At 54.8% G+C, this 24,400-nt stretch carries 16 protein-coding genes, 7 tRNA genes and 2 rRNA genes; 13 read left to right on the forward strand and 12 right to left on the reverse strand.

Annotated elements, in window-relative coordinates:
* Window positions 1-217: 217 nt before the first annotated feature.
* The 9 genes from ACVDHE_RS07650 (at window position 218) to ACVDHE_RS07690 (ending at window position 4,061) form a co-directional block, all read left to right on the forward strand.
* A 23S ribosomal RNA gene (locus ACVDHE_RS07650) occupies window positions 218-3,059 on the forward strand.
* A gap of 93 nt (window positions 3,060-3,152) precedes the next feature.
* Window positions 3,153-3,228 (forward strand) — tRNA-Lys (locus tag ACVDHE_RS07655).
* 1 nt (window position 3,229) lies between these two features.
* Window positions 3,230-3,304 (forward strand) — tRNA-Glu (locus tag ACVDHE_RS07660).
* A gap of 71 nt (window positions 3,305-3,375) precedes the next feature.
* Window positions 3,376-3,491 (forward strand): 5S ribosomal RNA (rrf, locus tag ACVDHE_RS07665).
* 29 nt (window positions 3,492-3,520) lie between these two features.
* Window positions 3,521-3,596 (forward strand) — tRNA-Asn (locus tag ACVDHE_RS07670).
* Window positions 3,597-3,650: 54 nt separating this feature from the next.
* Window positions 3,651-3,727, forward strand: a tRNA-Ile gene (locus tag ACVDHE_RS07675).
* Between the two features lie 38 nt (window positions 3,728-3,765).
* Window positions 3,766-3,841 (forward strand) — tRNA-Trp (locus ACVDHE_RS07680).
* 60 nt (window positions 3,842-3,901) lie between these two features.
* A tRNA-Asp gene (locus ACVDHE_RS07685) sits at window positions 3,902-3,978 on the forward strand.
* A gap of 7 nt (window positions 3,979-3,985) precedes the next feature.
* Window positions 3,986-4,061: transfer RNA gene (locus tag ACVDHE_RS07690), tRNA-Thr, on the forward strand.
* 458 nt (window positions 4,062-4,519) lie between these two features.
* Here the strand turns inward: ACVDHE_RS07690 and ACVDHE_RS07695 are convergent.
* From ACVDHE_RS07695 to ACVDHE_RS07730, 8 genes are all read right to left on the reverse strand, one after another.
* Entirely contained in the window at window positions 4,520-5,557 is a 1,038-nt protein-coding gene (locus ACVDHE_RS07695; protein WP_458886137.1) for an aldose epimerase family protein, read from the reverse strand.
* 15 nt (window positions 5,558-5,572) lie between these two features.
* A complete protein-coding gene (locus ACVDHE_RS07700) occupies window positions 5,573-6,283 on the reverse strand; it encodes an L-ribulose-5-phosphate 4-epimerase (RefSeq protein WP_458886138.1) in 711 nt (236 codons plus the stop codon).
* 67 nt (window positions 6,284-6,350) lie between these two features.
* A complete protein-coding gene (gene araA / locus ACVDHE_RS07705; RefSeq protein WP_458886140.1) occupies window positions 6,351-7,826 on the reverse strand; it encodes an L-arabinose isomerase in 1,476 nt (491 codons plus the stop codon).
* Window positions 7,827-7,854: 28 nt separating this feature from the next.
* Entirely contained in the window at window positions 7,855-9,444 is a 1,590-nt protein-coding gene (locus tag ACVDHE_RS07710) for a xylulokinase (protein ID WP_458886141.1), read from the reverse strand.
* Between the two features lie 13 nt (window positions 9,445-9,457).
* The gene (locus ACVDHE_RS07715; RefSeq protein WP_458886161.1) at window positions 9,458-10,468 is read right to left on the reverse strand and encodes an ABC transporter permease subunit; all 1,011 of its coding nucleotides are present in this window, start codon (window positions 10,466-10,468) and stop codon (window positions 9,458-9,460) included.
* Between the two features lie 83 nt (window positions 10,469-10,551).
* Window positions 10,552-11,577 (reverse strand): ABC transporter permease, encoded by a 1,026-nt coding sequence (locus ACVDHE_RS07720; RefSeq protein ID WP_458886142.1) that lies wholly within the window; start codon window positions 11,575-11,577, stop codon window positions 10,552-10,554.
* A gap of 46 nt (window positions 11,578-11,623) precedes the next feature.
* Entirely contained in the window at window positions 11,624-13,105 is a 1,482-nt protein-coding gene (locus ACVDHE_RS07725) for a sugar ABC transporter ATP-binding protein (RefSeq protein WP_458886143.1), read from the reverse strand.
* A gap of 145 nt (window positions 13,106-13,250) precedes the next feature.
* Window positions 13,251-14,318: an ABC transporter substrate-binding protein gene (locus tag ACVDHE_RS07730; protein WP_458886144.1), complete on the reverse strand. Its 1,068-nt coding sequence runs from the start codon at window positions 14,316-14,318 to the stop codon at window positions 13,251-13,253.
* A gap of 358 nt (window positions 14,319-14,676) precedes the next feature.
* On the opposite strand from ACVDHE_RS07730, the gene ACVDHE_RS07735 reads away from it, so the two are divergent.
* Complete coding sequence (locus ACVDHE_RS07735; protein WP_458884212.1) at window positions 14,677-15,726, forward strand: LacI family DNA-binding transcriptional regulator; 1,050 nt, start codon at window positions 14,677-14,679, stop codon at window positions 15,724-15,726.
* 627 nt (window positions 15,727-16,353) lie between these two features.
* Window positions 16,354-16,518 carry a hypothetical protein gene (locus ACVDHE_RS07740; protein WP_458884213.1) on the forward strand — a complete coding sequence of 55 codons (165 nt, stop codon included), beginning with the start codon at window positions 16,354-16,356 and terminating at the stop codon, window positions 16,516-16,518.
* 935 nt (window positions 16,519-17,453) lie between these two features.
* On the opposite strand, the gene ACVDHE_RS07745 is transcribed toward ACVDHE_RS07740, so the two are convergent.
* The gene (locus ACVDHE_RS07745; RefSeq protein WP_458884214.1) at window positions 17,454-17,927 is read right to left on the reverse strand and encodes a tyrosine-type recombinase/integrase; all 474 of its coding nucleotides are present in this window, start codon (window positions 17,925-17,927) and stop codon (window positions 17,454-17,456) included.
* Window positions 17,928-18,560: 633 nt separating this feature from the next.
* Between ACVDHE_RS07745 and ACVDHE_RS07750 the strand changes: the two genes are divergently transcribed.
* Both ACVDHE_RS07750 and ACVDHE_RS07755 read left to right on the forward strand, forming a co-directional pair.
* Window positions 18,561-18,824 (forward strand): hypothetical protein, encoded by a 264-nt coding sequence (locus tag ACVDHE_RS07750; RefSeq protein ID WP_458884215.1) that lies wholly within the window; start codon window positions 18,561-18,563, stop codon window positions 18,822-18,824.
* A gap of 27 nt (window positions 18,825-18,851) precedes the next feature.
* Window positions 18,852-19,031, forward strand: a complete 180-nt coding sequence (locus tag ACVDHE_RS07755) for a hypothetical protein (RefSeq protein ID WP_458886162.1) — start codon at window positions 18,852-18,854, stop codon at window positions 19,029-19,031.
* A gap of 374 nt (window positions 19,032-19,405) precedes the next feature.
* On the opposite strand, the gene ACVDHE_RS07760 is transcribed toward ACVDHE_RS07755, so the two are convergent.
* The 3 genes from ACVDHE_RS07760 to ACVDHE_RS07770 all read right to left on the reverse strand — a co-directional run bounded on the left by ACVDHE_RS07760 (window position 19,406) and on the right by ACVDHE_RS07770 (window position 23,839).
* On the reverse strand, window positions 19,406-20,308 hold the full coding sequence (locus tag ACVDHE_RS07760) for a glycyl-radical enzyme activating protein (protein WP_458884216.1): 903 nt from the start codon (window positions 20,306-20,308) through the stop codon (window positions 19,406-19,408).
* A 166-nt stretch (window positions 20,309-20,474) separates the two neighbouring features.
* Window positions 20,475-22,778 carry a pyruvate formate lyase family protein gene (locus ACVDHE_RS07765; RefSeq protein WP_458884217.1) on the reverse strand — a complete coding sequence of 768 codons (2,304 nt, stop codon included), beginning with the start codon at window positions 22,776-22,778 and terminating at the stop codon, window positions 20,475-20,477.
* Window positions 22,779-22,912: 134 nt separating this feature from the next.
* Window positions 22,913-23,839, reverse strand: a complete 927-nt coding sequence (locus ACVDHE_RS07770; RefSeq protein WP_458884218.1) for an AraC family transcriptional regulator — start codon at window positions 23,837-23,839, stop codon at window positions 22,913-22,915.
* Between the last annotated feature and the right edge of the window lie 561 nt (window positions 23,840-24,400).

Raw genomic sequence — 24,400 nt, forward strand, 5'->3', positions numbered from 1 at the left:
AGATCTGGCTTCAAACGAGGCTGGAAAAGCTGCACCTTGAAAACTGAACAATGTGACATGTATGAAGTAAGGCAACAGAGAGGTTGCTGCGTCAAAAGACGCGGCAAGCAAATTTTAATTGTGGAACACATCTGAAAAGATGAGGGTAACGATTACAATTTCAATCTTTGTGAAGCCTGCATAATTCTTAAGAGAACCAAGATTTCTCTGACTGAAAGGTCAAGCTGGAAAGAGCGCAAGGGGAATGCCTTGGCATCAGGAGCCGACGAAGGACGCGATAAGCTGCGATAAGCTTCGGGGAGGAGCAAATATCCTGTGATCCGGAGATTTCCGAATGGGGCAACCCACACAGGCAATACCTGTGTAGCGTGCGTTGAATCAAATAGGCGTACGCGGGGAACCGCCTGAACTGAAACATCTAAGTAGGGCGAGGAAAAGACATCAACCGAGATTCCGCTAGTAGTGGCGAGCGAACGCGGAGGAGGCCAAACCGGAGGATTTATTCTCCGGGGTTGCGGACGATCATACGGTGCACTAGTTTAGCCGAAGGGTCTGGGAAGGCCCGCCACAGAGGGTGAGAGCCCCGTAGGCGAAAGGCGATGTGCACTCGATCGGATCCAGAGTACCGCGGGACACGTGAAACCCCGTGGGAAACCGGGTGGACCACCATCCAAGCCTAAATACTACCTGATGACCGATAGAGGAGCAGTACCGTGAGGGAAAGGTGAAAAGGACCCCGGGAGGGGAGTGAAAGAGAACCTGAAACCTTGTGCTTACAAGCAGTCAAAGCGCGTTAATGCGTGATGGCGTACTTTTTGTAGAACGGTCCGGCGAGTTATAGTAACGAGCAAGCTTAAGGTATTCAGTACCGGAGGCGAAGCGAGAGCAAGTCTGAATAGGGCGTGTAAAGTTCGTTGCCATAGACCCGAAACCGGGTGACCTACCCATGAGCAGGTTGAAGTGGGGGTGAAACCCCATGGAGGACCGAACCGACCCCCGTTGCAATGGTGGCGGATGACTTGTGGGTAGCGGTGAAATTCCAATCGAACTCGGAGATAGCTGGTTCTCCCCGAAATAGCTTTAGGGCTAGCGTTATGTTAGATTACCGGAGGTAAAGCACTGAATGGTTTAGGGGCTGATAAAGTTACCGACGCCTATCAAACTAAGAATGCCGGCTAATTGATGCATAGCAGTCAGACAGTGTGAGATAAGTTTCATTGTCAAAAGGGAAACAGCCCAGACCCACAGCTAAGGTCCCCAATATACGCTAAGTGGAAAACGATGTGGAATTGCGAAAACAACCAGGATGTTGGCTTAGAAGCAGCCACTCATTAAAAGAGTGCGTAATAGCTCACTGGTCGAGTGACTCTGCGCGGAAAATGTAACGGGGCTAAGCGTATAACCGAAGCTTGGGATTGTCGAAAGACAGTGGTAGGGGAGCGTTCTGTACGGGGCGAAGTCGCAGCGGGAGCAGCGGTGGACTGTACAGAAGTGAGAATGCCGGAATGAGTAGCGAGAATTATGTGGGAATCATAATGGCCGAAAATCTAAGGTTTCTTGGGGAAGGTTCGTCCGCCCAAGGTAAGTCGGGAGCTAAGGCGAGGCCGAACGGCGTAGTCGATGCACATACGGTAGAAATTCCGTAACCACCGAACTTTAAGCCAGAGGGACACTTTGAGATAGCCGAACCCGGGCGTTGGTTGACCCGGGCGAAAGGGAGCGAAATATAGTAGCGAAGTCGGCGATGCTTGGAGGCGAGAAAAGCTCTGGGGTATACTAAGGTGCCCGTACCGCAAACCGACACAGGTAGATGAGGAGAGAATCCTAAGGCCAACGGGAGAAGGGTTGTTAAGGAACTCGGCAAGTTGACCCCGTAACTTCGGAATAAGGGGAGCCTCGAAAGAGGCCGCAGTGAAAAGGCCCAAGCAACTGTTTACCAAAAACACAGGTCTATGCTAAATCGAAAGATGACGTATATGGGCTGACGCCTGCCCGGTGCCGGAAGGTTAAGAGGAGATGTCAGCCGCAAGGTGAAGCATTGAATTGAAGCCCCGGTAAACGGCGGCCGTAACTATAACGGTCCTAAGGTAGCGAAATTCCTTGTCAGGTAAGTTCTGACCCGCACGAAAGGCGTAATGATTTGGGCACTGTCTCAACAGCCCGCCCGGCGAAATTGTAGTACCGGTGAAGATGCCGGTTACCCGCAACTAGACGGAAAGACCCCATGGAGCTTTACTGCAGCTTAATACTGGAAATCGGTAATTCATGTACAGGATAGGTGGGAGACATGGAAGCCCGGGCGTCAGCTTGGGTGGAGTCGCCGGTGGGATACCACTCTTGGATTGCTGATTTTCTAACCTGCGGCCGTGAATCCGGTCGGGGGACACTGTTAGGCGGGCAGTTTGACTGGGGCGGTCGCCTCCTAAAGTGTAACGGAGGCGCTCAAAGGTTGGCTCAGCACGGACGGAAATCGTGCAGTGAGTGTAAACGCAGAAGCCAGCCTAACTGCGAGACCGACGGGTCGAGCAGTAACGAAAGTTGGAGTTAGTGATCCGGTGGTATGTGAGTGGAAATGCCATCGCTCAACGGATAAAAGCTACCCTGGGGATAACAGGCTGATCTCCCCCAAGCGTCCACAGCGACGGGGAGGTTTGGCACCTCGATGTCGGCTCGTCACATCCTGGGGCTGAATTCGGTCCCAAGGGTTCGGCTGTTCGCCGATTAAAGTGGCACGCGAGCTGGGTTCAGAACGTCGTGAGACAGTTCGGTCCCTATCTGTTGCGGGCGTAAGAGATTTGAAGGGAGCTGTCCTTAGTACGAGAGGACCGGGATGGACGTACCTCTGGTGCACCAGTTGTTCTGCCAAGGGCATAGCTGGGTAGCTAAGTACGGACGAGATAAACGCTGAAAGCATCTAAGCGTGAAACTCCCCCTAAGATGAGATCTCTCACCTCGAAAGAGGGTAAGGGCCCAGGAGGACTACCTGGTAGATAGGCCGGAGGTGGAAGTGCAGTAATGCATGCAGCTGACCGGTACTAATAGCCCGAGGGCTTGACCTACAAGAAGAAAGCAGGCGGCCTGAAGAAGTGGATGTCACATTGTTCGGTTTTGAGGGTGCAGCGAAAAGCGCACGCTCGTGAAAAGAAGAGTATGCACCTTTAGCTCAGTTGGTAGAGCAACTGACTCTTAATCAGTGGGTCCCCGGTTCGAGTCCGTGAAGGTGCACCATGGCCCGTTGGTCAAGTGGTTAAGACAGCGGCCTCTCACGCCGTTAACATCGGTTCGAATCCGGTACGGGTCACCAAACTCTTCTTGACAAAGAGAGCAAAAGACAATATAATACAGGATGTTCTCCGGCAAAGCCGGAAGACAGAAGTTGGTGCTGATTAGGGCGAGGGTCCACCCGTTCCCATTCCGAACACGGTAGTTAAGCTCGTTCCTGCCGACAATACTTGGCTGGCGACGGCCCGGGAAAATAGGTAGCGCCAACACAGGCTCTGGTTTTCAGAGCCTGACATATTCCTCCTTAGCTCAGTTGGTAGAGCACGCGGCTGTTAACCGCGCTGTCGTAGGTTCGAGTCCTACAGGGGGAGCCAGTGTACTGCCGCCACTGCGGTGGCGGCAGTACTTCTCTTTAAGAGAATGGATACGGGCCTTTAGCTCAGTTGGTTAGAGCAGCTGGCTCATAACCGGCCGGTCCCGGGTTCGAATCCCTGAAGGCCCACCACTATGGTCGTTCGCCTGACGGGATACCGCAAGCGAAATAGGGGTATAGCTCAGCTGGTAGAGCAGCGGTCTCCAAAACCGCGTGCCGAGGGTTCGAATCCTTCTGCCCCTGCCATAAAAGTCTTTACAACATGGGTTGTATGTGATATAGTTATTTAGGTCGAGCCTAATAAATGGCCCGGTAGTTCAGTTGGTTAGAACGCTAGCCTGTCACGCTAGAGGTCGACGGTTCGAGCCCGTTCCGGGTCGCCATTTTTATGCTGCTGTAGCTCAGTCGGTAGAGCGCATCCTTGGTAAGGATGAGGTCGGCGGTTCGAATCCGCCCAGCAGCTCCAGAAAACACCTGAAATCTTCGGATTTCGGGTGTTTTCCTTTTTAAAGATACAATATTTGATATTACAGCTGAGCGGTGCCGGGAATTGATGGGAAGATCCTCTGAAAGGAGGAAACTCGTGAGCGGGAGGAGACGCCGGAGAGGCTGCCGGTGAATACGATCGAACCTAACCGATTGAGGCCTCGGAAATAATGGGAACAGACCGCCATAGATGCGTGGACTCGGTAGGTGGAAAGAGACCGGGCACCAACGAAGGGTGCCTTTGTGGCATAGCAGATGGCCCGGAAGAGGTATGCGCGGAAACGGAATAAACGGTGAAAAGGCAGGAAGCCTGTCCCTGTTGGGGCAGGCTTCCTTTGCTGCGGATATCTGAATATCTGATTGTCCTTACAGGCTGCGGATACAGTTCCCCCGCAGTCGGTGAGAGCGCACTCCACACGGGAACCGTGTGAGGTCCCGTTATTTTTCTGTGGAGAAGCGGTAAACGGTGTACGACTGATAGGTCTCCCCCGACCGCAGCACGGTGCTGGGAAACTGAGGAAAATTGGGTCTGCACGGGTAGTGCTGAGTCTCCAGGCAAAATCCGCCGTACCGGGGATAGCGGATGCCGCCCTTGCCGCAGGGAGCCTTGTCGCCATCCACGTAGTTGCCGGTGTACAGCTGGACCGACGGCTGACTAGTGCGCAGATCCATGCGGATGCCGCTGCGGGGACAGACGGCAAAGCCCCGGCCCTCCTGACCCTCAGGGAAGATCAGGTTGTGGTCATAGCCCTGACACAGCACCAGCTGGGGATCCGCGCTGCAAAGGCCTTCCCGCAGCAGGCGCGGCGTCCGGAAGTCCATAGGAGTGTCCTGCACAGGCAGCACGCGGCCGGTGGGAAGCGTCTGGGCATCCCCCGCGGTGAAGCGGTCGCAGGTCAGATACAGGCGGTGATCCATGATGTTGCCCCGGCCCTGGCCCGCCAGATTGAAATAGGAGTGGTTGGTGAGATTCACCACTGTATCCCCCTCGGCTTTGGCTGTATAGTGGATCCGCAGTTCGTTTTCCTCTGTCAGCGTGTAGCAGACCTCCACTTCCAAAGTACCGGGATAGCCCTCCTCTCCCTCGGGGCTGCGGCGGCGGAAGGTCACGGTATTTCCGGCGGCCTCCGCCGCGAACAAAGATGTGCAGTAGACGCCGTGGAGGTGGTTCTCTCCATCGTTTTTCTCCAGCCGGTAGGTCCTTCCGTTCAATTCAAAGGCCGCGCCTTTGATGCGGTTGGCATAGCGGCCCACAAAGGCGCCAAAGAAGCAGGAGCCGCTTTCATAGCCGGAGAGGTCGTCGTAGCCCAGAACCACATCTGTTGGAATACCGTCCCGGTCCGGCACGACGATGGAGCGGACCACGCAGCCCCAGTCCAAAAGCTCTACCGACATACCGGAACGGTTGCGCAGGGTAAAGCAGGTGACGGCCTGGCCGCCCCGGGTGGCCCCGAAGGGCCTGCTGGTCATGTCCATGGCTGCGCCTCCCTCTCAATTCTGACCGTAATAGGCGTGGGCACCGTGCTTGCGGAGATAGTGCTTATCCAGCAGCTCCTGCTGCATGGCTCCCCGGCCCGGCTCCAGTGCCAGGGCATGGAAGTCCATAAAGGCGACCTCTTCCATGACCACGGCGTTGTGAACAGCGTTGAATGGATCTGTGCCCCAGGCAAAGGGACCGTGGCTGTTGACCAGCACGCCGGGCACGGTGGCCGGATCGATGTTCCGCTGGGTGAAGGTCTTCACGATGACGCTGCCGGTCTCGCGCTCGTAGCTGTTTTGGTCCTCCGGAGCGCCGATCTCAGCGGGAGTCATGAGGCGGGTGCAGGGGATCTCCCCGTAGAAATAGTCCCCCTGAGTGGTGCCCATGGCGGGGATGCCCCGGCCCGCCTGGGCAAAGCTGGTGGCCCAGCGGGAATGGGTGTGGACGATGCCGCCCAGGGCAGGCCATGCCCGGTACAGGACCAGATGCGTGTCGGTGTCGCTGGAGGGCTTGTAGCGGCCCTCCACCACCTTGCCGTCCAGGTCCACCACCACCATGTCCTCCGGCTTCATATCGTTGTATTCCACGCCGGAGGGCTTGATGACCACCAGCCCCTGCCGGCGGTCAATGCCAGACACGTTGCCCCAGGTGAAGGTCACAAGGCCGTGCTTGGGCAGCAGCAGGTTGGCCTCGCAGACCTGTTTTTTCAGTTTTTCCAGCATAGTGCGCATCTCCTCGTTGCTTGATAAGGGACCGGGCGGAGCCCGCAGGCCCCGCCCGGCGCGCCTTTTAGAATTCTTTCAGTTTCCAGGCGATGTCGTTATAAAACAGCTCTTTCTTGAAATCGCTGAGCGTGGTGTCCTTGGTGATGTGGACGCACTCGATCTGCGTCATCTCGGCCCAGTCCTCCATCATCTCGGCGGTCAGGGACGTGGAGAGGACGGTGTGGTGGGCGCCGCCGGCGTGGATCCAGCACTTGACGCCGGTCAGCAGATCCGGCATGGGTTTCCACATGACCCGGGCCACCGGCAGGTTGGGCATCTCCAGAATGGGCTTGATGACCTGGATGTCCTGAATGATCATCCGCATCCGGCCCCCCATGTCGATGAGGCTGACCACGATGCCGGGGCCGTCCCTGCCCTCGAACACCAGGCGGGCGGGGGGCTGGCGGTCGCCGATGCCCAGAGGATGGATCTCGATGCGGGGACGGCTGGCGGCAATGGAGGGGCAGACCTCCAGCATATGAGCGCCCAGGGAAACCTCCTTGCCGGGCTCCAGATCATAGGTATAGTCCTCCATGAAGAGGGTGCCGCCTTCCAGCCCCTCGGCCATCTTCTTCATGATGGCGGTCATGCCGGCCACCTTCCAGTCGCCCTCGCCGCCGTAGCCGATGCCGTCGGCCATCATGTTCTGGCTCGCAAGGCCGGGCAGTTGCTCCATGCCGTAGAGGTCCTGGAAATTGTTGATGAAGGCCTGGGCGCCCTCGCGCTCCAAGATCTTCCGCATGGCCACTTCTTCCCTGGCCTGGTAGCGAACGGTGGCAAGATCGTCGGTGGCAAGGTCATAGCGGTCCTTGTACTGCTCCATCTGAGCGTCCACTTCCGCCTCGGTAACGGCGTTCATGGTCTCCACCAGATGGCCCACGGGCCAATAGTCCACCTGCCAGCCCAGCTTGATCTGGGCCTCTACCTTGTCGCCCTCGGTGACGGCCACATCCCGCATGTTGTCGCCGAAGCGAACGATCCGCAGTTGGCGGGAGAAGTCATAGCCGATGGCGGCCCGCATCCAGGCGGCCAGCTCCTGCTGGACGGGCGCGTCCTGCCAGTAACCGGCGATGACCTTCCGGGGCAGGCGCATCCGGGCGCCGATGAACCCGTGCTCCCGGTCGCCGTGGGCGGCCTGGTTGAGGTTCATGAAGTCCATGTCGATCTCCTCGTTGGGGATCTTCCGGTTGTACTGGGTGGCCAGGTGGCAGTAGGGCTTTTGCAGCAGGTCAAAGCCGTGGATCCACATTTTGCTGGGGGAGAAGGTGTGGCACCAGGTGACCACACCGCAGCAGGAGTCGTCGTAATTGGCCTCCTTCATGATGGCGGTGATCTCCGCGTCGGTCTTGACGGTGGCCTTGTACACCAGTTTGCAGGGCAGGATGCCGGACGCGCTCATGGTCTCCGCCATCTCGGCGGCCCGCTTGTCAACGGTCTCCAGGACCTCGGGGCCATACAGGAACTGACTGCCCACCACAAACCAGAACACTTTGTTATTCATGTGAATGTACCTCCAATCACGTTCGTACTTATTTCAGATGTTCCACGGCGCACCGCTCCACGGGCAGAGCGCGGACATAGCGCTCCATGAAGGCGGCAAAGCCCGCCTGATCCTCCGGGTCGGGCCGGACGGTATCGGCCCGCTGGCCGGCGAATACTTGGTCCGCCAGATAGGTTTCCAGGGTCTCGCCGTCCCGGCGGCGGGCCCGGTAGGCGGGCAGCAGGGCCATGCCCCAGGGACCGCCCTCACCGGCGGTCTCCATGACGGACACCGGCGCTCCGGCCGCGGCGGCCATGAGACGCTGCCCTGCCTCGGGGGTCTTGAAGAAGCCGCCGTGGCCCAGCAGACGGTCCACCTTCACCTGCTCTCCGGCCAGGATATCCAGTCCCAGCTTCAAAGCGCCCAGAGCGCTGAAGAGCTGGGTGCGCATGAAGTTGGCAAAGGTCAGACGGCCCTCCGGGCTCCGGGCCAGCAGGGGACGTCCTTCCTCCAGCCCGGTTACGGGCTCGCCGGAGAGATAGTTGTACAGCATCAGCCCGCCGCCGTCCTTCTCGCCGTCCAGGGCGGAGCGGAACATGGCGGTGAAGAGGACGTTTTTGTCTACCGGCTGGCCCATGGCCTCCAGGAAGCCCTGAAATACTGTGGCCCAGGCGTTGATCTCATTGGTGCAGTTGTTGCAGTGGACCATGGCCACCGGCTTGCCGGTGGGAGTGGTCACCATGTCGATCTCAGGATAGACCCTGGAGAGGGGCTTCTCCAGCACGATCATGGCGAACATGCTGGTGCCGGCGGACACGTTGCCGGTCCGCTCCGCCACGGCGTTGGTGGCGGCCATGCCGGTGCCGGCGTCGCCCTCCGGCGGCGCCAGGGGGATGCCGCTGCCCAGAGTGCCGGTGGGGTCCAGGAGCCTTGCCCCCTCCGGTGTCAGGGCACCGGCGTCGGCACCGGCGGGAAGCACCTGGGGCAGGATGTCCCGCAGCTTCCAGGGGTAGCCCTTGCCGGCCACCAGGGCGTCGAAGGAGTCCACCATCGCCTGGTCATAATCGCAGCGTCTGCTGTCGATGGGGAACATGCCGCTGGCCTCGCCCACGCCCAGGACCCGTTTGCCGGTGAGCTTATAGTGGACGTATCCGGCCAGAGTGGTGAGGGAATCAATGTCCCGCACATGGTCCTCGCCGTTGAGAATGGCCTGGTACAGATGGGCGATGGACCAGCGCAGAGGGATGTTGAACCGGAACCGCTCCGTCAGCTGGGCGGCGGCGGGGCCGGTGGTGGTATTGCGCCAGGTGCGGAAGGCCGCCAGGGCCTCTCCATTTCGGTCCAGAGGCAGGTAGCCGTGCATCATGGCGGAAAAGCCCATGGCGCCCACCCGGCGCAGCTTTTCGCCGCAGGCGGCCTCCACCTGTCCGGCCAGCTGGCCGTAGGCGGTCTGGAGCCCCGACCACACGTCTTCCAGATGATAGGTCCAGTAGCCGCCCTCGTGACGGTTTTCCCAGCTGTACTCGCCGGAGGCCAGAGGGGCGTGGTCCGGACCGATCAGCACTGCCTTGATGCGGGTGGAGCCCAGCTCGATGCCCAGATAGGTCTCGCCGGAGCGGATCGCTTCTCTCATATCCATTTCGCCGTCCCCCTTACTTGCTCTTTTCCTTGATCCGGGCGAAGATGCTCTGCAGCACGATGAAGAAGCACAGCAGGGCGGCCGTCAGGATGTTGGGCCAGGAGGAGGCCAGCTTGCCGTTGGTCTGGACAATGGTGGAGATGGTGCCGTTGATGAGCACGCCGAAGAGGGTGCCGATCACGTTGCCCACGCCGCCGGTCAGCAGGGTGCCGCCGATGACGGCGGAGGAGATGGCGTCCATCTCCATGCCGGTGGCCTGGGAGACGCTGGCGGACATGGTGTTCATGCAGTAGCAGATGCCGCCCACGGAGCACAGGAAGGAGGAGAGCACATAGGCCTTCAGCTTTGTCCTTTTCACATCCAGGCCCATCATGGCCGCCGACTGCTCATTGCCGCCCACGGCGTACAGGGACCGACCGAACTTGGTGTACCGCAGTACCAGGAAGATGACTACCAGCACCAGCAGAGCCACCACCACACCGATGCCGATGTAGGGCACTTGGATGATGCCCTTTTTGTTGGCATAGCCCAGAGCTTCCGGCAGATAGATGCGGAAGTTTGCCATATCATAGAACAGCTGGTTGATCTCGGCGGTGATGGACAGCTGGTTGGTGGAGATCACCGCCGTCATGCCCCGGGCGAAGAACATGCCTGCCATGGTGACGATGAACGGCTGGATCTCCAGATAGCCCACGCAGAATCCCTGTACCAGACCGAAGACGATGCCGATGACCAGCACCAGCAGCACCATCACCGGCGCGCTCATGTGCCACTCGCTCATGCCGTAGGCCAGAAGCATGCAGTCCAGTGCCACCAGAGAGCCCACGGAGATGTCGATGCCTCCGGTCAGCATGACGCAGGTCAGGCCGCAGGCCACGCAGATGAGGCCCGCGTTGGTGCGGAACAGATTCAGGAAGGTCTGCAGGTTGGTAAAGCCTTTGCTGGCGTATGCCACGCAGCCGGCGGCATACAGGATCACGAACAGGGCGATGGTGATGTACAGCAGCATGGTGTTGCTGTTCATCTGCCTGCGGTCTCTCAGAGTGCGGCCCTTTTTCGGTGCCTGTGCACCGGCGTCCTTTCTGTCCAGAACGTTTCCGCTCTTTTTCATACGCTGGCCACCTCCTTCTGGACGGCCGCCTTGGCGGCGGCCCGCTTTTTGAACCACGCCTTCACCGGCGGCGCCTGCACCGCCACGATGGCGATGACGATGATGGCCTTGAACACCGGGTTCACGGCGGTGGACACGCCCATGGCGAACATGGTGGTGGTGATGGCCTGGATGGTATAGGCGCCGATGATGGAGCCGGCCAGGTTGAACCGGCCGCCGCCCAGGCTGTTGCCGCCCAGGGCCACCGCCAGAATGGCGTCCAGCTCCATATCCAGGCCGATGTTGTTGGAGTCGGCGCTGGTGATCCGGGAGGAGGCCACGATGCCGGCGATACCAGCGCACAGTCCGCACAGCAGATAGCAGGTGAAGATGATTCGCTTGGAGTTGAGGCCGGCGATGCGGCTGGCCTTCTTGTTGATGCCCACGGACTGGATGTACATGCCCATGGCGGTCTTTTTCAGCACCACGGAGGTCACCGCCACGCACGCCGCCGCGATGATGATGGGCGTGGGCACAGGGCCGATGTAGCCGCCGAAGACGCCAAACTCCGGCACCCGGATATAGACGATCAGGTTGTTGCACAGCAGCAGTCCGATGGCCCGGGCCGCCGACCAGAGGATCAGGGTGGCCACCATTGGCTGGATATTCAGGTAAGCCACCAGTGTGCCGTTGAAGGCGCCGCACAGGCATCCCATGAGCAGGGCGCCCAGAAGGCCCACCGCCAGAGGCATGGCAAACTCCTCGGCACTGGACACGGAGGACACGCCGAAGCCCGCCACCAGCATGCAGCAGAAGGAGGCGCAAAGGCTCATAACGGAGCCTACAGAGATATCCGTTCCTGCGGAGGCGGAGACTACCAGGGTCATGCCGATAGCCAGAATGGCCACCTCGCTGCCGCGGTTGAGGATATTGACGATCCGCCCGCTGAGCAGGCCGTTGGTAATTGTGATCTTGAAGAAGTTATAGAAGTCGTTGCCCTGAGCCAGGTCATAAATCATATTGACGCACAGGACCAGAAGCATGCAGAAAATTGGTAAAAAGAGCCGCTGCTGGGTGAGTTTTTTTAATTTAGTTATTCTTTCCACCTCCCGCAATGGCGGCCATGACCCGCTCCTGGGTCAGTTCGCCGTCCAGCTCGCCTACCTTGGCGCCGTCACGCAGCACCGCCATGCGGTTGCAGGTGCGCAGCATCTCCTCAATCTCGGAGGAGATGAACATGACGCTCTTGCCCTCGCCGGCCAGCTTGATGATGAGCTTCTGGATTTCTGTCTTGGTCCCGATATCGATACCGCGGGTGGGCTCATCCAGGATTAAAAAGTCAGGATCTGTGGCCAGCCAGCGGGCCAGAATGACCTTCTGCTGGTTGCCGCCGGAAAGCTGCTTGACGGGGGTTTCCCGGCTGGCGGTCTTGATCTGCAGCAGGTCGATGTAGCGGTCGGCGATCTCCTCCTGCTTGGCCCGGGGCAGCTGCTTGAACATACCCCGCTTGGCCTGGAGGGCCAGGATGATGTTCTCCCGGACGGACAGATCGCCGATGATGCCCTCGGCCTTGCGGTCGTCGGGGAGCAGCCCCATCCCCATGTTCATGGCGTCGATGGGCTGGTTGATCTTGACATCCTTGCCGGCGACCTTCAGCGTGCCGGTCTGGGCCTTGTCTGCACCGTAAATGGCCCGGGCCAGCTCGCTGCGGCCGGAGCCCAGCAGGCCGGTGAGGCCAATGACCTCGCCTTTGTGGATATCCAGATCAAAGGGCTTGATGGTGCCCTTGTGGCTCAGGCCCCGGGCGGAGATCTCCAGAGGGGCCTGGGCGTCGTATGTAAAGCCCTCGGGCTTGATGGAGGCCAGGTCGTCGAAGTCCTTGCCCATCATGGCGGCCACCAGCTTCACGCGGGGCAGCTCCGCCACGGGATATTCGCCCACCAGGGTGCCGTTGCGCAGCACGGTGATCCGGTCGCACACGGCGTACACCTGCTCCAGGAAGTGGGTGACGAACACGATGCCCACGCCCTGTTCCTTCAGCTGCAGCATCATCTTGAAGAGCTTTTCCACCTCGTTGTCGTCCAGAGAGGAGGTGGGCTCATCCAGGATCAGTACCTTGCAGTCCATATCCACCGCCCGGGCAATGGCGATCATCTGCTGAATGGCCAGGGAGTAATTCTCCAGGTTCTGGCTTACATCCACCTTAATATCCAGGCGCTTGACCAGTTCGTCGGCTTTTTTGTGCATGGTCCGGCGGTCAATGGTGCGGAAGGCTGTCATGGGCTCCCGGCCGATGTACAGGTTTTCCGCCACGCTCAGGTTGGGGCAGAGGTTCACCTCCTGGTACACGGTAGAGATGCCAACCCGCTGGGCGTCCAGGGTGGAGCGGTTTTTCACAGGCACCTCAATCCCGTCCACGCAGATCTCGCCGGCCTCAAAGTCGTTGATACCGGTGAGGCACTTGATAAGGGTGGACTTGCCCGCGCCGTTTTCCCACATCAGGGCGTGGATTTCCCCTCTGCGCAGGGTGAAATCCACATTGTCCAGAGCTTTCACGCCGGGGAAGGTCATACTGATCCCGCGCGCCGTCAAAACAATATTGTCTTTCAATTCCTATCACCTCGAAGAAAAAGGGAGGACCCTGAAGCGATTGTGGGTCCTCCCTCGGGTTTTATATACCTACTCCTTCACGGACCACCGCAGGGAGCGGGACTGATTAGTAGGGACGGGCGTCCAGAACTTCCTGGGTGACGAAGATCACGTCCTGCTCCTCACCGTTGACGGTGATGGTGGAGACGTTATCTTCAGCGGCGAACCAAGACTCAGTGACGTAGATCTCCTTTTCGGGAGTCTCGCCGGCTTCCAGCTGGCCGATGATCTCAGCGACGGTGGGAGCGGCCATGGGGTTGCACTCGAAGTTGGCGTTGATCTTGCCGTCCATGACCATCTGGACATAGGGCTTGTTGGCGTTGAAGGAGACCAGGATCACATCGCCGCCCACGCCGTAGGTGACACCGGCGTTGTCCATGGCGGTCATAGCGCCGGCGGCTTCGTTGTCGTTTTGGCAGATGACCACATTGAACTGGCCGGCATAGCTCTGGCAGTAGGACTCCATGACCTCCTGACCGCCAGCTTCGGTGAAGTCACCGGACTGGGAGTCGAGGATGGTCCAGCCCTCACGGTCGGCGATCTCCTTGAAACCGTCGGTACGGCCGATGGTGGCGGAGGCGCCGGTGGAGCCTTCGATGACCAGGGCGTTGATCTCGGTGATGCCCTTGTCGGCGGCATAGGCCTTCAGCCACTCGCCGCAGGCCAGACCCTCGACCTTGAAGTCAGAGCCGACCCAGGAGACATACTTGTCGGAGTCGTCGATGGTGCGGTCGATAACGATGACGGGGATGCCGGCGTCCTCGCACTCAGTCAGGACGGCGTCCCAGCCGGTGGAGACGATGGGATCGATGATGATGTAGTCCAGACCCTGCTGGATGAAGTTGCGGACGGCCTCCAGCTGCTTGGCGGAGTCGTTGTCGCAGTCTACGAAGGACAGCTCGTAGCCGTTGGCCTCGGAGAACACATCCTGAGCGGACTTGGTGGAGGCGGTACGCCAGTCGGACTCGTGGCCCACCTGAGCAAAGCCTACGGTGATCAGACCGCCGGTCTCTTCGGCGGTATCCTCGGTGGCGGTGTCCTCAGCGGCAGTATCCTCGGCGGCGGTGTCGCCGCCGCAAGCCACCAGAGCCAGGGACATCAGCAGGGCAAGAGCAAGGGCCAAAAACTTCTTCATAGTGAACGCTCCTTCTGATAAAATATAATTTCGCGTCACCCGACGCGGGAGTTACAGAAGCGCTGAAAAAGATTGAGTAATTTTTCCTCTATATTTATTTTTCTTGAGTAAAAGTTTAGCATATTTTTCTAAATTGTCAACAAATGTTTTTGAAAGGTAAACGATTTCTTACGTATAGTACAAAAAAGCAAGAGTTCTTTTGGTAGAAACATCTGCGGCCCATCTTAAAAAACACTAAATAATTTTTTAATTTATATAGAAATTTAGTTATTGATGTTGCTTTTCCTTTAGCGCCGCGCTATAATAAACGAAAAACCAGCGCCAGACGGCATTTTGGGAACGAGGGGAGGAGAGAGCAATGGGAATCACCGCAAAAGACATTGCGGAACGTCTGGGGGTATCCCCGTCTGCGGTCTCTCTGGCTTTGAACGGAAAACCAGGAGTGAGTGTAGCCACCAGAGAGCGGATCCTGGCAGAGGCCATCCGCATGGGGTATATCACGCAGAAGGGATCTGCGGAAGCGGCCCCCAATATTCGATATGTGATCTTTCTGGAGCGAGGGGACGCCGTTAAGGAGACCTCCTTTTACTCTATTGTGCTTCAGGGCATTGAGGCCAGAGCCAAGGAGTATGGATATAACGTGCTGATCAGCTATTTCGACACCAGTCACGACTGGAACGAACAGATCGCTGCCATCTGCAAGGATATTTCCGGCCTTATTGTTCTGGGCACAGAGGTCGCGGACCAGCACATTGAGATAGCCCGGGCCCACGGCGTGGGAAAGCTGAATCTGCCCATGGTCATGGTGGATAACGCCACCAGCCTGGTGGACATTGACTGCGTAGTGGCCGACAACCGCGGCGGCGCTTATCGGGCGGCCTCTTATCTGCTCAGCAAGGGCTATCCCGATGTGGGATATCTGCGCTCCACGGTCCGCATCGACAGTTTTGATGAGCGGGAGGCCGGCGTCATCAAGGCCCGCCGGGAGCGGGGACTTTTGGGAAAGGCACCGATGCAGTGTATCGGCGTGGGCATCTCTTCGGAGCAGGCTTTTTACGATATGAGCGCCTGGCTGGGCCAGGGGGGCAAGCCCCTGCCGGCGTTGTTTGCAGACAGCGATATCATTGCCGCCTCCTGTATCCGGGCTCTGAAGTCCCACGGCTATCAGGTGCCCGGGGATGTCTCTGTGGTGGGCTTTGATGATATGCCCATCTGCACCATGGTGGATCCGCCGCTGACCACGATCCACATCGCCAAGGAACTGATGGGGATGCTGGCTATGGATCTCCTGCATCAGCGTATCCGGGAGGGTAACCGCGCCCTTTGCGATCAGCGGACCGATATGCTGCGCACCACGGTCTCCACCCACCTGGTGGAGCGGGAGAGCGTTGCCCGCAGCTTTGGTTGAGGATCCGCAGGGAGAGCGCGGGCGTAGGGATCATGTCCGCCCGAAGCGGCGATATTGGCCCAGCGCCCGATGCTGCAACGTTTTTGCAGGAATGTGTGCGCTTTTATAAGGCTGTTTGCTTTGTTGTTTTTGTATTATCGATATACTTTCCTATAAGATTTGGGGTAGAGGAGATCAAACAGGCGCCGGGGCCAACCTGCTTAGTGGGAAAGACTTGGAGGATTGACCTACACTCTGCCCCACGCGGGGAAACGAGCGGACAGAAGCAATGAAGCAAATGATGCCGCTGACATCATATTTTTGGAGCAAAAAGAGCGGGGAGCGTTGAAATGCAAAGGTTGGAATGTACCCAATCCGTTGGTAAGAGCGAGGACCGAGCTCAAATCTGCCTAACAGCTTTAAAACCTCGATTTTCGAGGCTTTTTCGTTGTATTTTTTGTTTTTATGGAGTGGCCCACTTTTCTGGCCCTACACCACATTTAAACCGTACCCTATAAAGGAGACCTGTGGGAATGCCCACGGCCCTGATTGGTGGACACGCATTTAATCCATCGGGTCAATGGCTTCATTTGTGGTATGATGAAATTACCGGATGGAGGTATATAGTATGGGCCCGAGACGGAAGCCTTGGGCTTTGAACGGCTCCACAACACCACCAAGCGCATCCGACGGCAGGCCAAGTCACGGGTGGAACTTGGCAAGAGTACCCGATTGAAAGGCGGGATGGGGCCGACGGTACCGGAGAACGAGGCCACCAGGCGCATGAAGCGGGAGAGCTTGGTGCTCCAGTAACGGATAGCCTGCTTAAAAAAGTCATGAAGCTACATGACGAGCCGGAGCAATGTTCTGACGGTGAAGGAGTTGTGCCCACTGGCCGGTGTCTCTTGCCCCGGGTACTACAACTGACTAGATAAGTTTCCGGTAGGCCAAGGAGCCCCGGGAGGAACAGGACAAGGCGGCATCTGCATGAACGTGAAAAGGATCTGACATTTCATGCACAAGTATGAGCTTACTTGTCCCATCTGGAAGCTACCCCCTATTGCAGGTTACGGAAGGCCATTCGAATAAGCTCCGTAGCGGAGAATATAGTGAATCGGAAGTTTGAGTCCTACGCTCCCAGGGCTGTGCTGCTCATCGACATCACTTACATTCCGCTATGCGGTGGGGTTTGCTACCTGTCCACAATCCTGGCTGTCTGTACAAAGTAGGTGCTGGTGTATGCCATGAACGAATCTCTGGAGGTGGATTTTGCTCCTGCAGACGGCGGAGCAGATGGTGAAGCACCACAGAGTTTCATTGAACAAAGAAATTGAAATCCACAGCGACAGAGGTACACTATACCAGTTTGAGATTCATACAGATGGTGGAGAGTCGGGAGCTGCGCCGGTCTATGTCCTGTAGAGGAAACTGCTGGGATAGTGTGCCTAAGGAGAGTTTCTTCGGGCACATAAAGGACAAGCAAGGGGGGAGATCCAGAACTAGATATCCTTTGTAGAGGCAAAGGCCTCTCTTGACCGCTGGATGGGATGCTACAACTGCAATTGCTGCCAATGTACCGAGCGAAACTCTCATCAAATGAATACTACCGCTACATCACCACAGGTGAATGATCCGGCATGCTGCCACCATGGGTCAAATGAATTTGCCCTTGACTTGAGGAGCACTTTAGAAAAAAACACAGTGCACCGGCAGGGAAGTTCGGCTTCCCAACCGGTGCACTGTTCTGTTTAAGTGATAAGTGTTACTGTACCTGCGCCATAAGGCCATCCCATAGCTTGGGCAATTTCACCCTGTTTTTGATGGATGATGTGGGTGTAGGCTCGCAGAGTGAATCCGGTGTCGTAGTGGCGTAGCATGGCGGAGGCGATCTTGATGTCCACGCCGTCCCGGAGAGCCAGTGTGGAGAAGGTATGGCGGAAGGCGTAGAACCGAAAGTGCTTTAGCCTAGCATCTTTGAAAATTCGTTTGAGCAGGGTGGCTTGGCGTGTTTCTGGGCCAGCGGCTCCACCGCTTTCTGAGAGATGGAAGCCAGCCAGATAGAGTTCTCCTCCTTGGGGTATGACACGATCAGGTTGGTTGCCCTTGCTCTTGGTGGCCTGTTTGCTGGCGGAGATGGTTTTTCTGGGAATGCCCAAGTTCTTCCATCGCAGTGCCAACAAATCGCCCTTACGGATTTCACAAACCAACTCTAGATAGAACATGGACAGAGCCCCTTGTTTCCCTGCGGCGTCCAGATAGGTTTTCGGGGTTTCGGGACGGAGTGTTTTCATCTCCTAATACGGGATTTTGGGAACCACTTAGTTGCCCGCGGAATTGGGATGAGCAACCGCTGGAGCTGTAGAGCATGGTGTGGACGCCCGGTACCGTGGAGCCCCTGAAACCTGACTCCTTTTCCTCTGATATTCACACTGCCTACTATTTTCCAGTAGGTCTTTATAGAGTTTTTGAATCTTACGGCTGGTGGTAACAGATTCCACCTATGTGAAGGTGAACGCGCCTCCAGCCTCGGAGCACTTGGCAGAAGTAACAGAGGAGCTGGAGGCGTACTGGGCATAGATGGACGCATATGAGGAAGAGGGCTTGGAGGAGCTGGTGTTGAGGCAATAAGGAGGGGGCAGGCAGGTTAAAAACCTTCATCGGTATGACCGGAAATGGGCTGGCTGTATGAATCCGGAGTCGGGACACCTGAACTGTCCCGAAAAGCCAAAGGGCATCCCCATCTGTCTCATCAAGCGATGGACTGCTAGATATCGCGGTGATCTCTTGGAAAGTGAACAATGCGGTACCATATCTGAGATAGATCGAGTCTGTCCAACAGGAGAGCATCCCCATCCATGTGGGTGGATGTAGCCTACGATTTGCTGCTGTTCTGTCAGGGGCTGCGGGACCAGAGTATCCGATTTTATGTCCGTCTATTGACCCGCTCTGCGTCGCCTCTGGGTGGAGTTTCAGGATCTACCTTTACATACAATGAGAAGCGAGATTTCTATACCTATCCCGGTGTATTATGTGGACAGGAGCGACTGCGCAGCCTGTCCCTTGAAAGCGAAGCGCGTGGGAAAGGAGTGGCCGAGTGCCTGGAACGCGACTATTTCTGAAGAGAGATCCGGGAGGATCTGAAGGGGCTGGACAGCCCGGCATACCAGAGGGCTTTGCGCAAGCGACAGATATGGAGCAAGGGATCCTTTGCGGCGCAGAAGGAAGGGCACAGGTTTGACTGGTTCCTGCGGCGAGGCACAAGGGCACCGGAGGACTACAGCCTCTTGTCAGTGACCGCATGGAATCTGAAGCGGATGATCAAATGAATCAAGTGGGCTGAAAAGTGTCTTTTTCCAGCTAAGAGAACCTGTTTAATATTTGTATGGCTGTTGTATTTCATCAGTCTTTTGGCAGGGTAGCTTTGGACTATGCTTATAAGTTGCGCTGATCAGTTCTCCATTCTGTCATACTGTTCCGCCACCGTACTTCCTTGGTGAGTCTGATAGACTCCTGCCGAATTTCTATGGTGTCAAGGGTGATAAGTAAGTGGATGAGCTAAAAAGATTTTTTAGAGAAGGCAGGACTAATATTTGTGTACTGATTCGTGCGGATTATTAGAGCAGTTTTTCGGCGCTTTCAAAAGGTTGAGAAGCGTGACCTGGAACCATCGTATAGGGAGAAACAAATATTCAGAAGATGGTCATCCGCCGCCCAACTGGATGTTTAAAGCGGGACAGTGTTCATTCATAGTGGCTTTGGCTTGCTCGGCAGCCTCTGCGGTAAGCGGCTTAATGTCAGCAAAACGATATACAAGATCAAACGCTTTCCATTTTCCTTCGCCCGCCTGGTGAAACGGCAATAAATGAACACTACATACATTGTTTTGCACGCAAATATCCGCAATTTCTCTTAATGTCGGAGCGTCGTCGTTAAAACCGGGAATCAGAGGAATCCGAACAATGATTTGCTTTTTACCTGCGATCCGCCGGAAATTTGACAGGATTAACGAATTGGATACACCGGTGTATTGCCTGTGTCGTTCCGGATCTACGTGCTTGATATCGAATAATACTAAATCGGTATGTTCAATGACAGATAAAAATTCTTTTTCGCGGCAGTATCCACAGGTTTCAATCGCTGTGTGAATATTTTCCGCATGGCAGGAAGCCAGTATTTCAGCAGCAAATTGAGGTTGCATCGTGGCCTCACCACCGCTAAGCGTTACACCGCCGTTGCTGTTTTGATAAAAAACCTTATCCCGCAGGACTTCTTTCATAACCTGCTGAACAGTCATCTGTTTGCCGGAAATTGTACGGGCCTCTGTTGGACATTGCTGACAGCACTCCTCGCATCGGATACATTTTTGCAAGTCGGTATGCAGAAAGCCTTCCGCCAGAGTAATAGCACCGGTGGGGCAGACTTCTAGGCAGTGGCGACATCCTATACATTTGTCTGCAAAAAATCCAATCGAAGCGGAAAGTGCCAGATTTTCCGGATTTTGGCACCACTGGCAACGAAGCGGGCAGCCAGAGAAAAAGACAATGGTACGAATACCCGGACCGTCATGTACGCTAAAACGCTGTATTTGCGATACCCATCCCACGGTGCAGCCTCCTATTCAGATCCTCAAATAGCTACTAAATATGTGCCAAAAACTGTCATATACTCCTGCGTGGGGAAGGACGCCCCGGGCCATTTGGCCCGGGGCATTATTTTCATTACATCAAAGGCGATCGAACTGACAGTTTATAATGCGTTTGTCTAAAAAATCAAATGTTGTGTTTGATTCTGTTAATAAAAATGTCCTGGTGCTTTTTTGGAAGCGCAATAAAATAGCCGGAAAAACCACCGAAGCGTACACGGAGGCTTTTGTGCTTTTCTGGATGAACTTGAGCATCGCGCATTTCTGCTTCACTGACACCGTTAAGCGTAAGAATAATTCCGCCCAAGGCACGGAAAGACTGAATCAAGCCAACAAGACGCTCGATACCCTCTTTGCCGCAGGCCTCATTGGAGTTGATTTGTAAATCTAGGGGACAACCACTGATATAAGGGAGCAGGTTCGGCTTTGTGGCAGAGAGAATCGATGCGGTGGGACCTTCTTTATCCATACCAAATACGGGAGAATAGTTTGAGCTGAGCGTTTCTTGAAAATACCGGCCATCGGCAGATGCTCCGAGCTTTTCGCCGAACACAGCGAAACTTTCAAAGGTCCCAATGGCAATGGGCATGAGCATCCAAGGAATGTCCTTTTGCGCTTGTTTAATGACCTCGGAGCAGTCTTTCAAAATACGTATGGCAAAAGAATCCACATAATCGTTATCATTTCCAAACTTCGGCACCCTATTCAACAATGTTTGCCGCAAGGGTTCCTCATCGGCAAAATCATTTTTCAGTGCGGCGATCAAGTGCTCCATGGTCAGCGACTTTTCCTCAAAAACCAGTTGCTTGATAGCGGCCATGGAGTCGCAGAAATTGGCAACACCTGTGAGAATGGGGGTAAAAATGGTATACTTTGCTCCCCCTTGAGTCACATCTTTGCCGCGCTGAATACAATCTGACATTAACACAGAAAGAAGCGGATCAGGAGCGATTCCATAAAGAGATCCATAATATTCAATACGGTTATCAAGAACTTTTTTTACGTGTTCCTTTATAAGACGCATAACTGCGTCATAGACATCTTCTATGGAAGTGAAGGTGCATGGATCACCAACATCAGAGGCCTCCACTTTGCCCCGCACCAGACTTTTGCCGTGAAAGAGTACGTATTCCAACATCTGAACAAGCTCAATGTGCCAATATGCGTGGTCAGTTTTTCCGGGAATCAATGTTTCCCAGCAACCGTCATTGGCATAATTGCGGGCATCTGAAAGAGGAATTCCCAAATTTACAAGGCCTTGTATGATAGGCTCGTCATTATAAAGAGCGGGCTCTCCGCTTCCTGCGGCCAAAATCTCCGCGCATCTGGTAAACAGCTTTCTTGGCGCATGGTCATGGAGCCGGACGGACAGAACAGGGGAAACGACCTCCAGCTTTGCCCAGCAGTTAAGGATTAGGAAGGTGAGTTCATTGGTCGCATCATTTCCATCAGAGTCCTGGCCGCCCAGTATCATATTGGATAACCAGTGGTTTGAGGCTAGCGTATAAGAAGACTCCCGCAGGTCTGAGGGACCACTACCGGCTTCCCGGTCCAAGGACATCCAAGATTTTCCGCCAAGGGAGAAATCACCGAAAGAGTAATGGTCTTCCCAATCGCTGCTGTTTATCTGCACCCGCTCACTAAATTTTACAAGCCAACTGGTACACAATTCTTCCGCCCATTCCTTGGTAATAAGTCCGCTCTCAAGGTCCTTTTGATAAAACGCGTATAAATATTGATCGGCTCGTCCAATGGGAACAAATTCAAGGCAGGAGTGAAACGCCGCATATGTGAACCAATGGCATTGTAAAGCTTCATGGAAAGTCGTTGCGGGGTTTTCCGGCACACGGGTACATACCTGATACATGGAGAATAATTCTTTTCGCCGAAGAGGATCTGTCTCTTCGGTGGCAGCTTTAAGAAGGAGCCCGGCATACCGGTCGGCATAGCGGCTGAGGGCATTCAAGCAGATCAACATGGCCCGGTAGAGGGAGAGCTTTTCCTCATCCCCGGTTTGTGTCATTTTTTCAAGAATCTCGCACCTGATCCCGCGGACTCCCTTAGTCAATAGCTTTTCGTAATCCGGAGGATGATGCCCCCAGACAGAGCGTTCATTCAAACCAATTTCCTTGGCGGCTTCCAGTTCCGCATCAGTCGCATAGTGGGGAAAAAGGTGCCCAAAGCCGACCATTGCCATGTTTGCAACTCCGACAATCAACTCGTCTGGCTTCAGTTCTGCCGGGATATTTTGTAACGTATAATCCACAGCTAAAGCCTTGCGGACGATCAGGGGCTCTTCCGCAACGCCCGGTTGATCGAGAATGGTGGTGTTCTCCCCCCACCATTCTTTTTTCGTAAAAAATTCCTTATCAAATAATCTGGCTTTTAATCTCTCAAACCGTGTCTTGGAAGTTGAATTTGTTTCGCTCATGATTAACTCCTTTCCCCAGGCGGATCTTGAAAGGCCCGAAACTTATACAGCTTCACTATACATGCTTTTAGCACTACGGCAAACATCTTTTTTGCGCAGTAAGTTTGTTATATTGCGGTTAAAGCGGACGGAACTCAGAGAGACTTTGCATACTCGTTGGGACCAATCCCTACGAACTTCTTGAATATATTATAAAAGTTTGAGTAATTTGAAAATCCAACACTATAACAAACTTCAACAATAGGCACCTGGCTTTTGATTAAATCCATTGCTTTGCGGACGCGCTTGAAATTAACATAATTGATCAGCGTAAACCCCATGGTTTCTTTAAAAGTGTGGCAAAGATGATATTTGCTAATAAAGAATTCTTTGGAGAGATCGTCCAACTTGATATGGTCTGTATAGTGATTTTCAATGTAATCAATAATAGGCAATAAGCGTCCGTCTATCTTTTCACCCTTTTGCAGGCCACTAGTGCCGTCCAGATAGGAAAGACTATAAATGAACATTAAATGCATGATAAGCTTGTCAATCGTGCTTCCGTTTTTCGCGTGGATCGCACTTTCCAGCTCCAACAAAACAGAAGCGTGTATGGATTGTTGCGAGGAATCCAACCTGATGAGATGGCTTGCCGGGCGGCTATCAGATTTAAACAGAGAGAAGAGAGAAGAAAATGAGACCATATAGGGACAGATGTAGTCAGGAGAGATATGGATGTAGATTCGTTCATAACAGACGGAGGGCAGCACAATAGGACGGTGCAGAGAATGTTTGTTGATGGATAGGATATCACCGGGTTGCAGCATGTACTGATACCCGTTAAGTTCATAGACAATATTTCCCTGCAACAAAATGTAGAACTCATTAAAGTCGTGGTTGTCCATTTCAAAAATCTGGTGTGCGCCTGAAGTCGACAAGAGGTGTACATACTTTATGGCACTGGTTTCATATTCCGCTATCGTTTTTTCATCCATTGCAACCACTCTCTTCCGGTAAATAATAAAAGCCGGCTTTCCAGGAACCGGAATTTTACAGCTTGAATGCAAAAACTTGTTCTGCATTACAGCAAAAATCTAAAGCAATATAATATATATAGCACACAATACCAATGAAGACAAGTTACATTTTTTACAATATAATTATCAGTAAGTTAGCTTATATTAATTGCTAAAAACTCATAAATGTATACGAATAATCTGAAAGAGATTGCGCAATTATGATTCAATGCAAGGAACGGATTTGCTTCCCGGAAATTTCAATTTGCAAGTGGATAAAAATGGGCAAAAAACAGGAAGATTTTGCTTGCCGAAAAAATGGAGCCGCGTGTTATCCGATGGGAACTACTTCTCAATGAAGCGACGACTTGCATTGGAAAAGTATATGGATCAAGAAGAACGACACCGAAAGAAAGGATGGGATGTGAGAATAGGAAGCTGGTTAATTTGGATGCTGCAATGTGCATTTGAAACTGTTTAGAGGTGCGGAGCTGCTTTCATGCAATTATTATGAGGGCATCATCTGATTTGCGCGCGGCTCTCCGGAGCCGGAGGAAATCTCGTTTTATCATGGACCAAGGGGTCTGCCCTAATCGGATTTTAGAAAAACGCGGAAAAACCGATGGA

Source organism: Dysosmobacter sp. Phy (genome assembly GCF_054476235.1).

Excerpts from the sequence above, each read along its gene's own strand:
- ACVDHE_RS07700 (WP_458886138.1), bottom strand. The coding sequence starts at position 6,283 with ATGCTGGAAAAACTGAAAAAACAGGTCTGCGAGGCCAACCTGCTGCTG.
- ACVDHE_RS07765 (WP_458884217.1), bottom strand. The coding sequence starts at position 22,778 with ATGAGCGAAACAAATTCAACTTCCAAGACACGGTTTGAGAGATTAAAA.
- ACVDHE_RS07745 (WP_458884214.1), bottom strand. The coding sequence starts at position 17,927 with ATGTTCTATCTAGAGTTGGTTTGTGAAATCCGTAAGGGCGATTTGTTG.
- ACVDHE_RS07720 (WP_458886142.1), bottom strand. The coding sequence starts at position 11,577 with ATGCTTCTGGTCCTGTGCGTCAATATGATTTATGACCTGGCTCAGGGC.
- ACVDHE_RS07735 (WP_458884212.1), top strand. The coding sequence starts at position 14,677 with ATGGGAATCACCGCAAAAGACATTGCGGAACGTCTGGGGGTATCCCCG.
- ACVDHE_RS07695 (WP_458886137.1), bottom strand. The coding sequence starts at position 5,557 with ATGGACATGACCAGCAGGCCCTTCGGGGCCACCCGGGGCGGCCAGGCC.
- ACVDHE_RS07730 (WP_458886144.1), bottom strand. The coding sequence starts at position 14,318 with ATGAAGAAGTTTTTGGCCCTTGCTCTTGCCCTGCTGATGTCCCTGGCT.
- ACVDHE_RS07710 (WP_458886141.1), bottom strand. The coding sequence starts at position 9,444 with ATGGATATGAGAGAAGCGATCCGCTCCGGCGAGACCTATCTGGGCATC.
- ACVDHE_RS07715 (WP_458886161.1), bottom strand. The coding sequence starts at position 10,468 with ATGAACAGCAACACCATGCTGCTGTACATCACCATCGCCCTGTTCGTG.
- araA (WP_458886140.1), bottom strand. The coding sequence starts at position 7,826 with ATGAATAACAAAGTGTTCTGGTTTGTGGTGGGCAGTCAGTTCCTGTAT.
- ACVDHE_RS07770 (WP_458884218.1), bottom strand. The coding sequence starts at position 23,839 with ATGCAGAACAAGTTTTTGCATTCAAGCTGTAAAATTCCGGTTCCTGGA.
- ACVDHE_RS07725 (WP_458886143.1), bottom strand. The coding sequence starts at position 13,105 with ATGACCTTCCCCGGCGTGAAAGCTCTGGACAATGTGGATTTCACCCTG.
- ACVDHE_RS07750 (WP_458884215.1), top strand. The coding sequence starts at position 18,561 with ATGTGGGTGGATGTAGCCTACGATTTGCTGCTGTTCTGTCAGGGGCTG.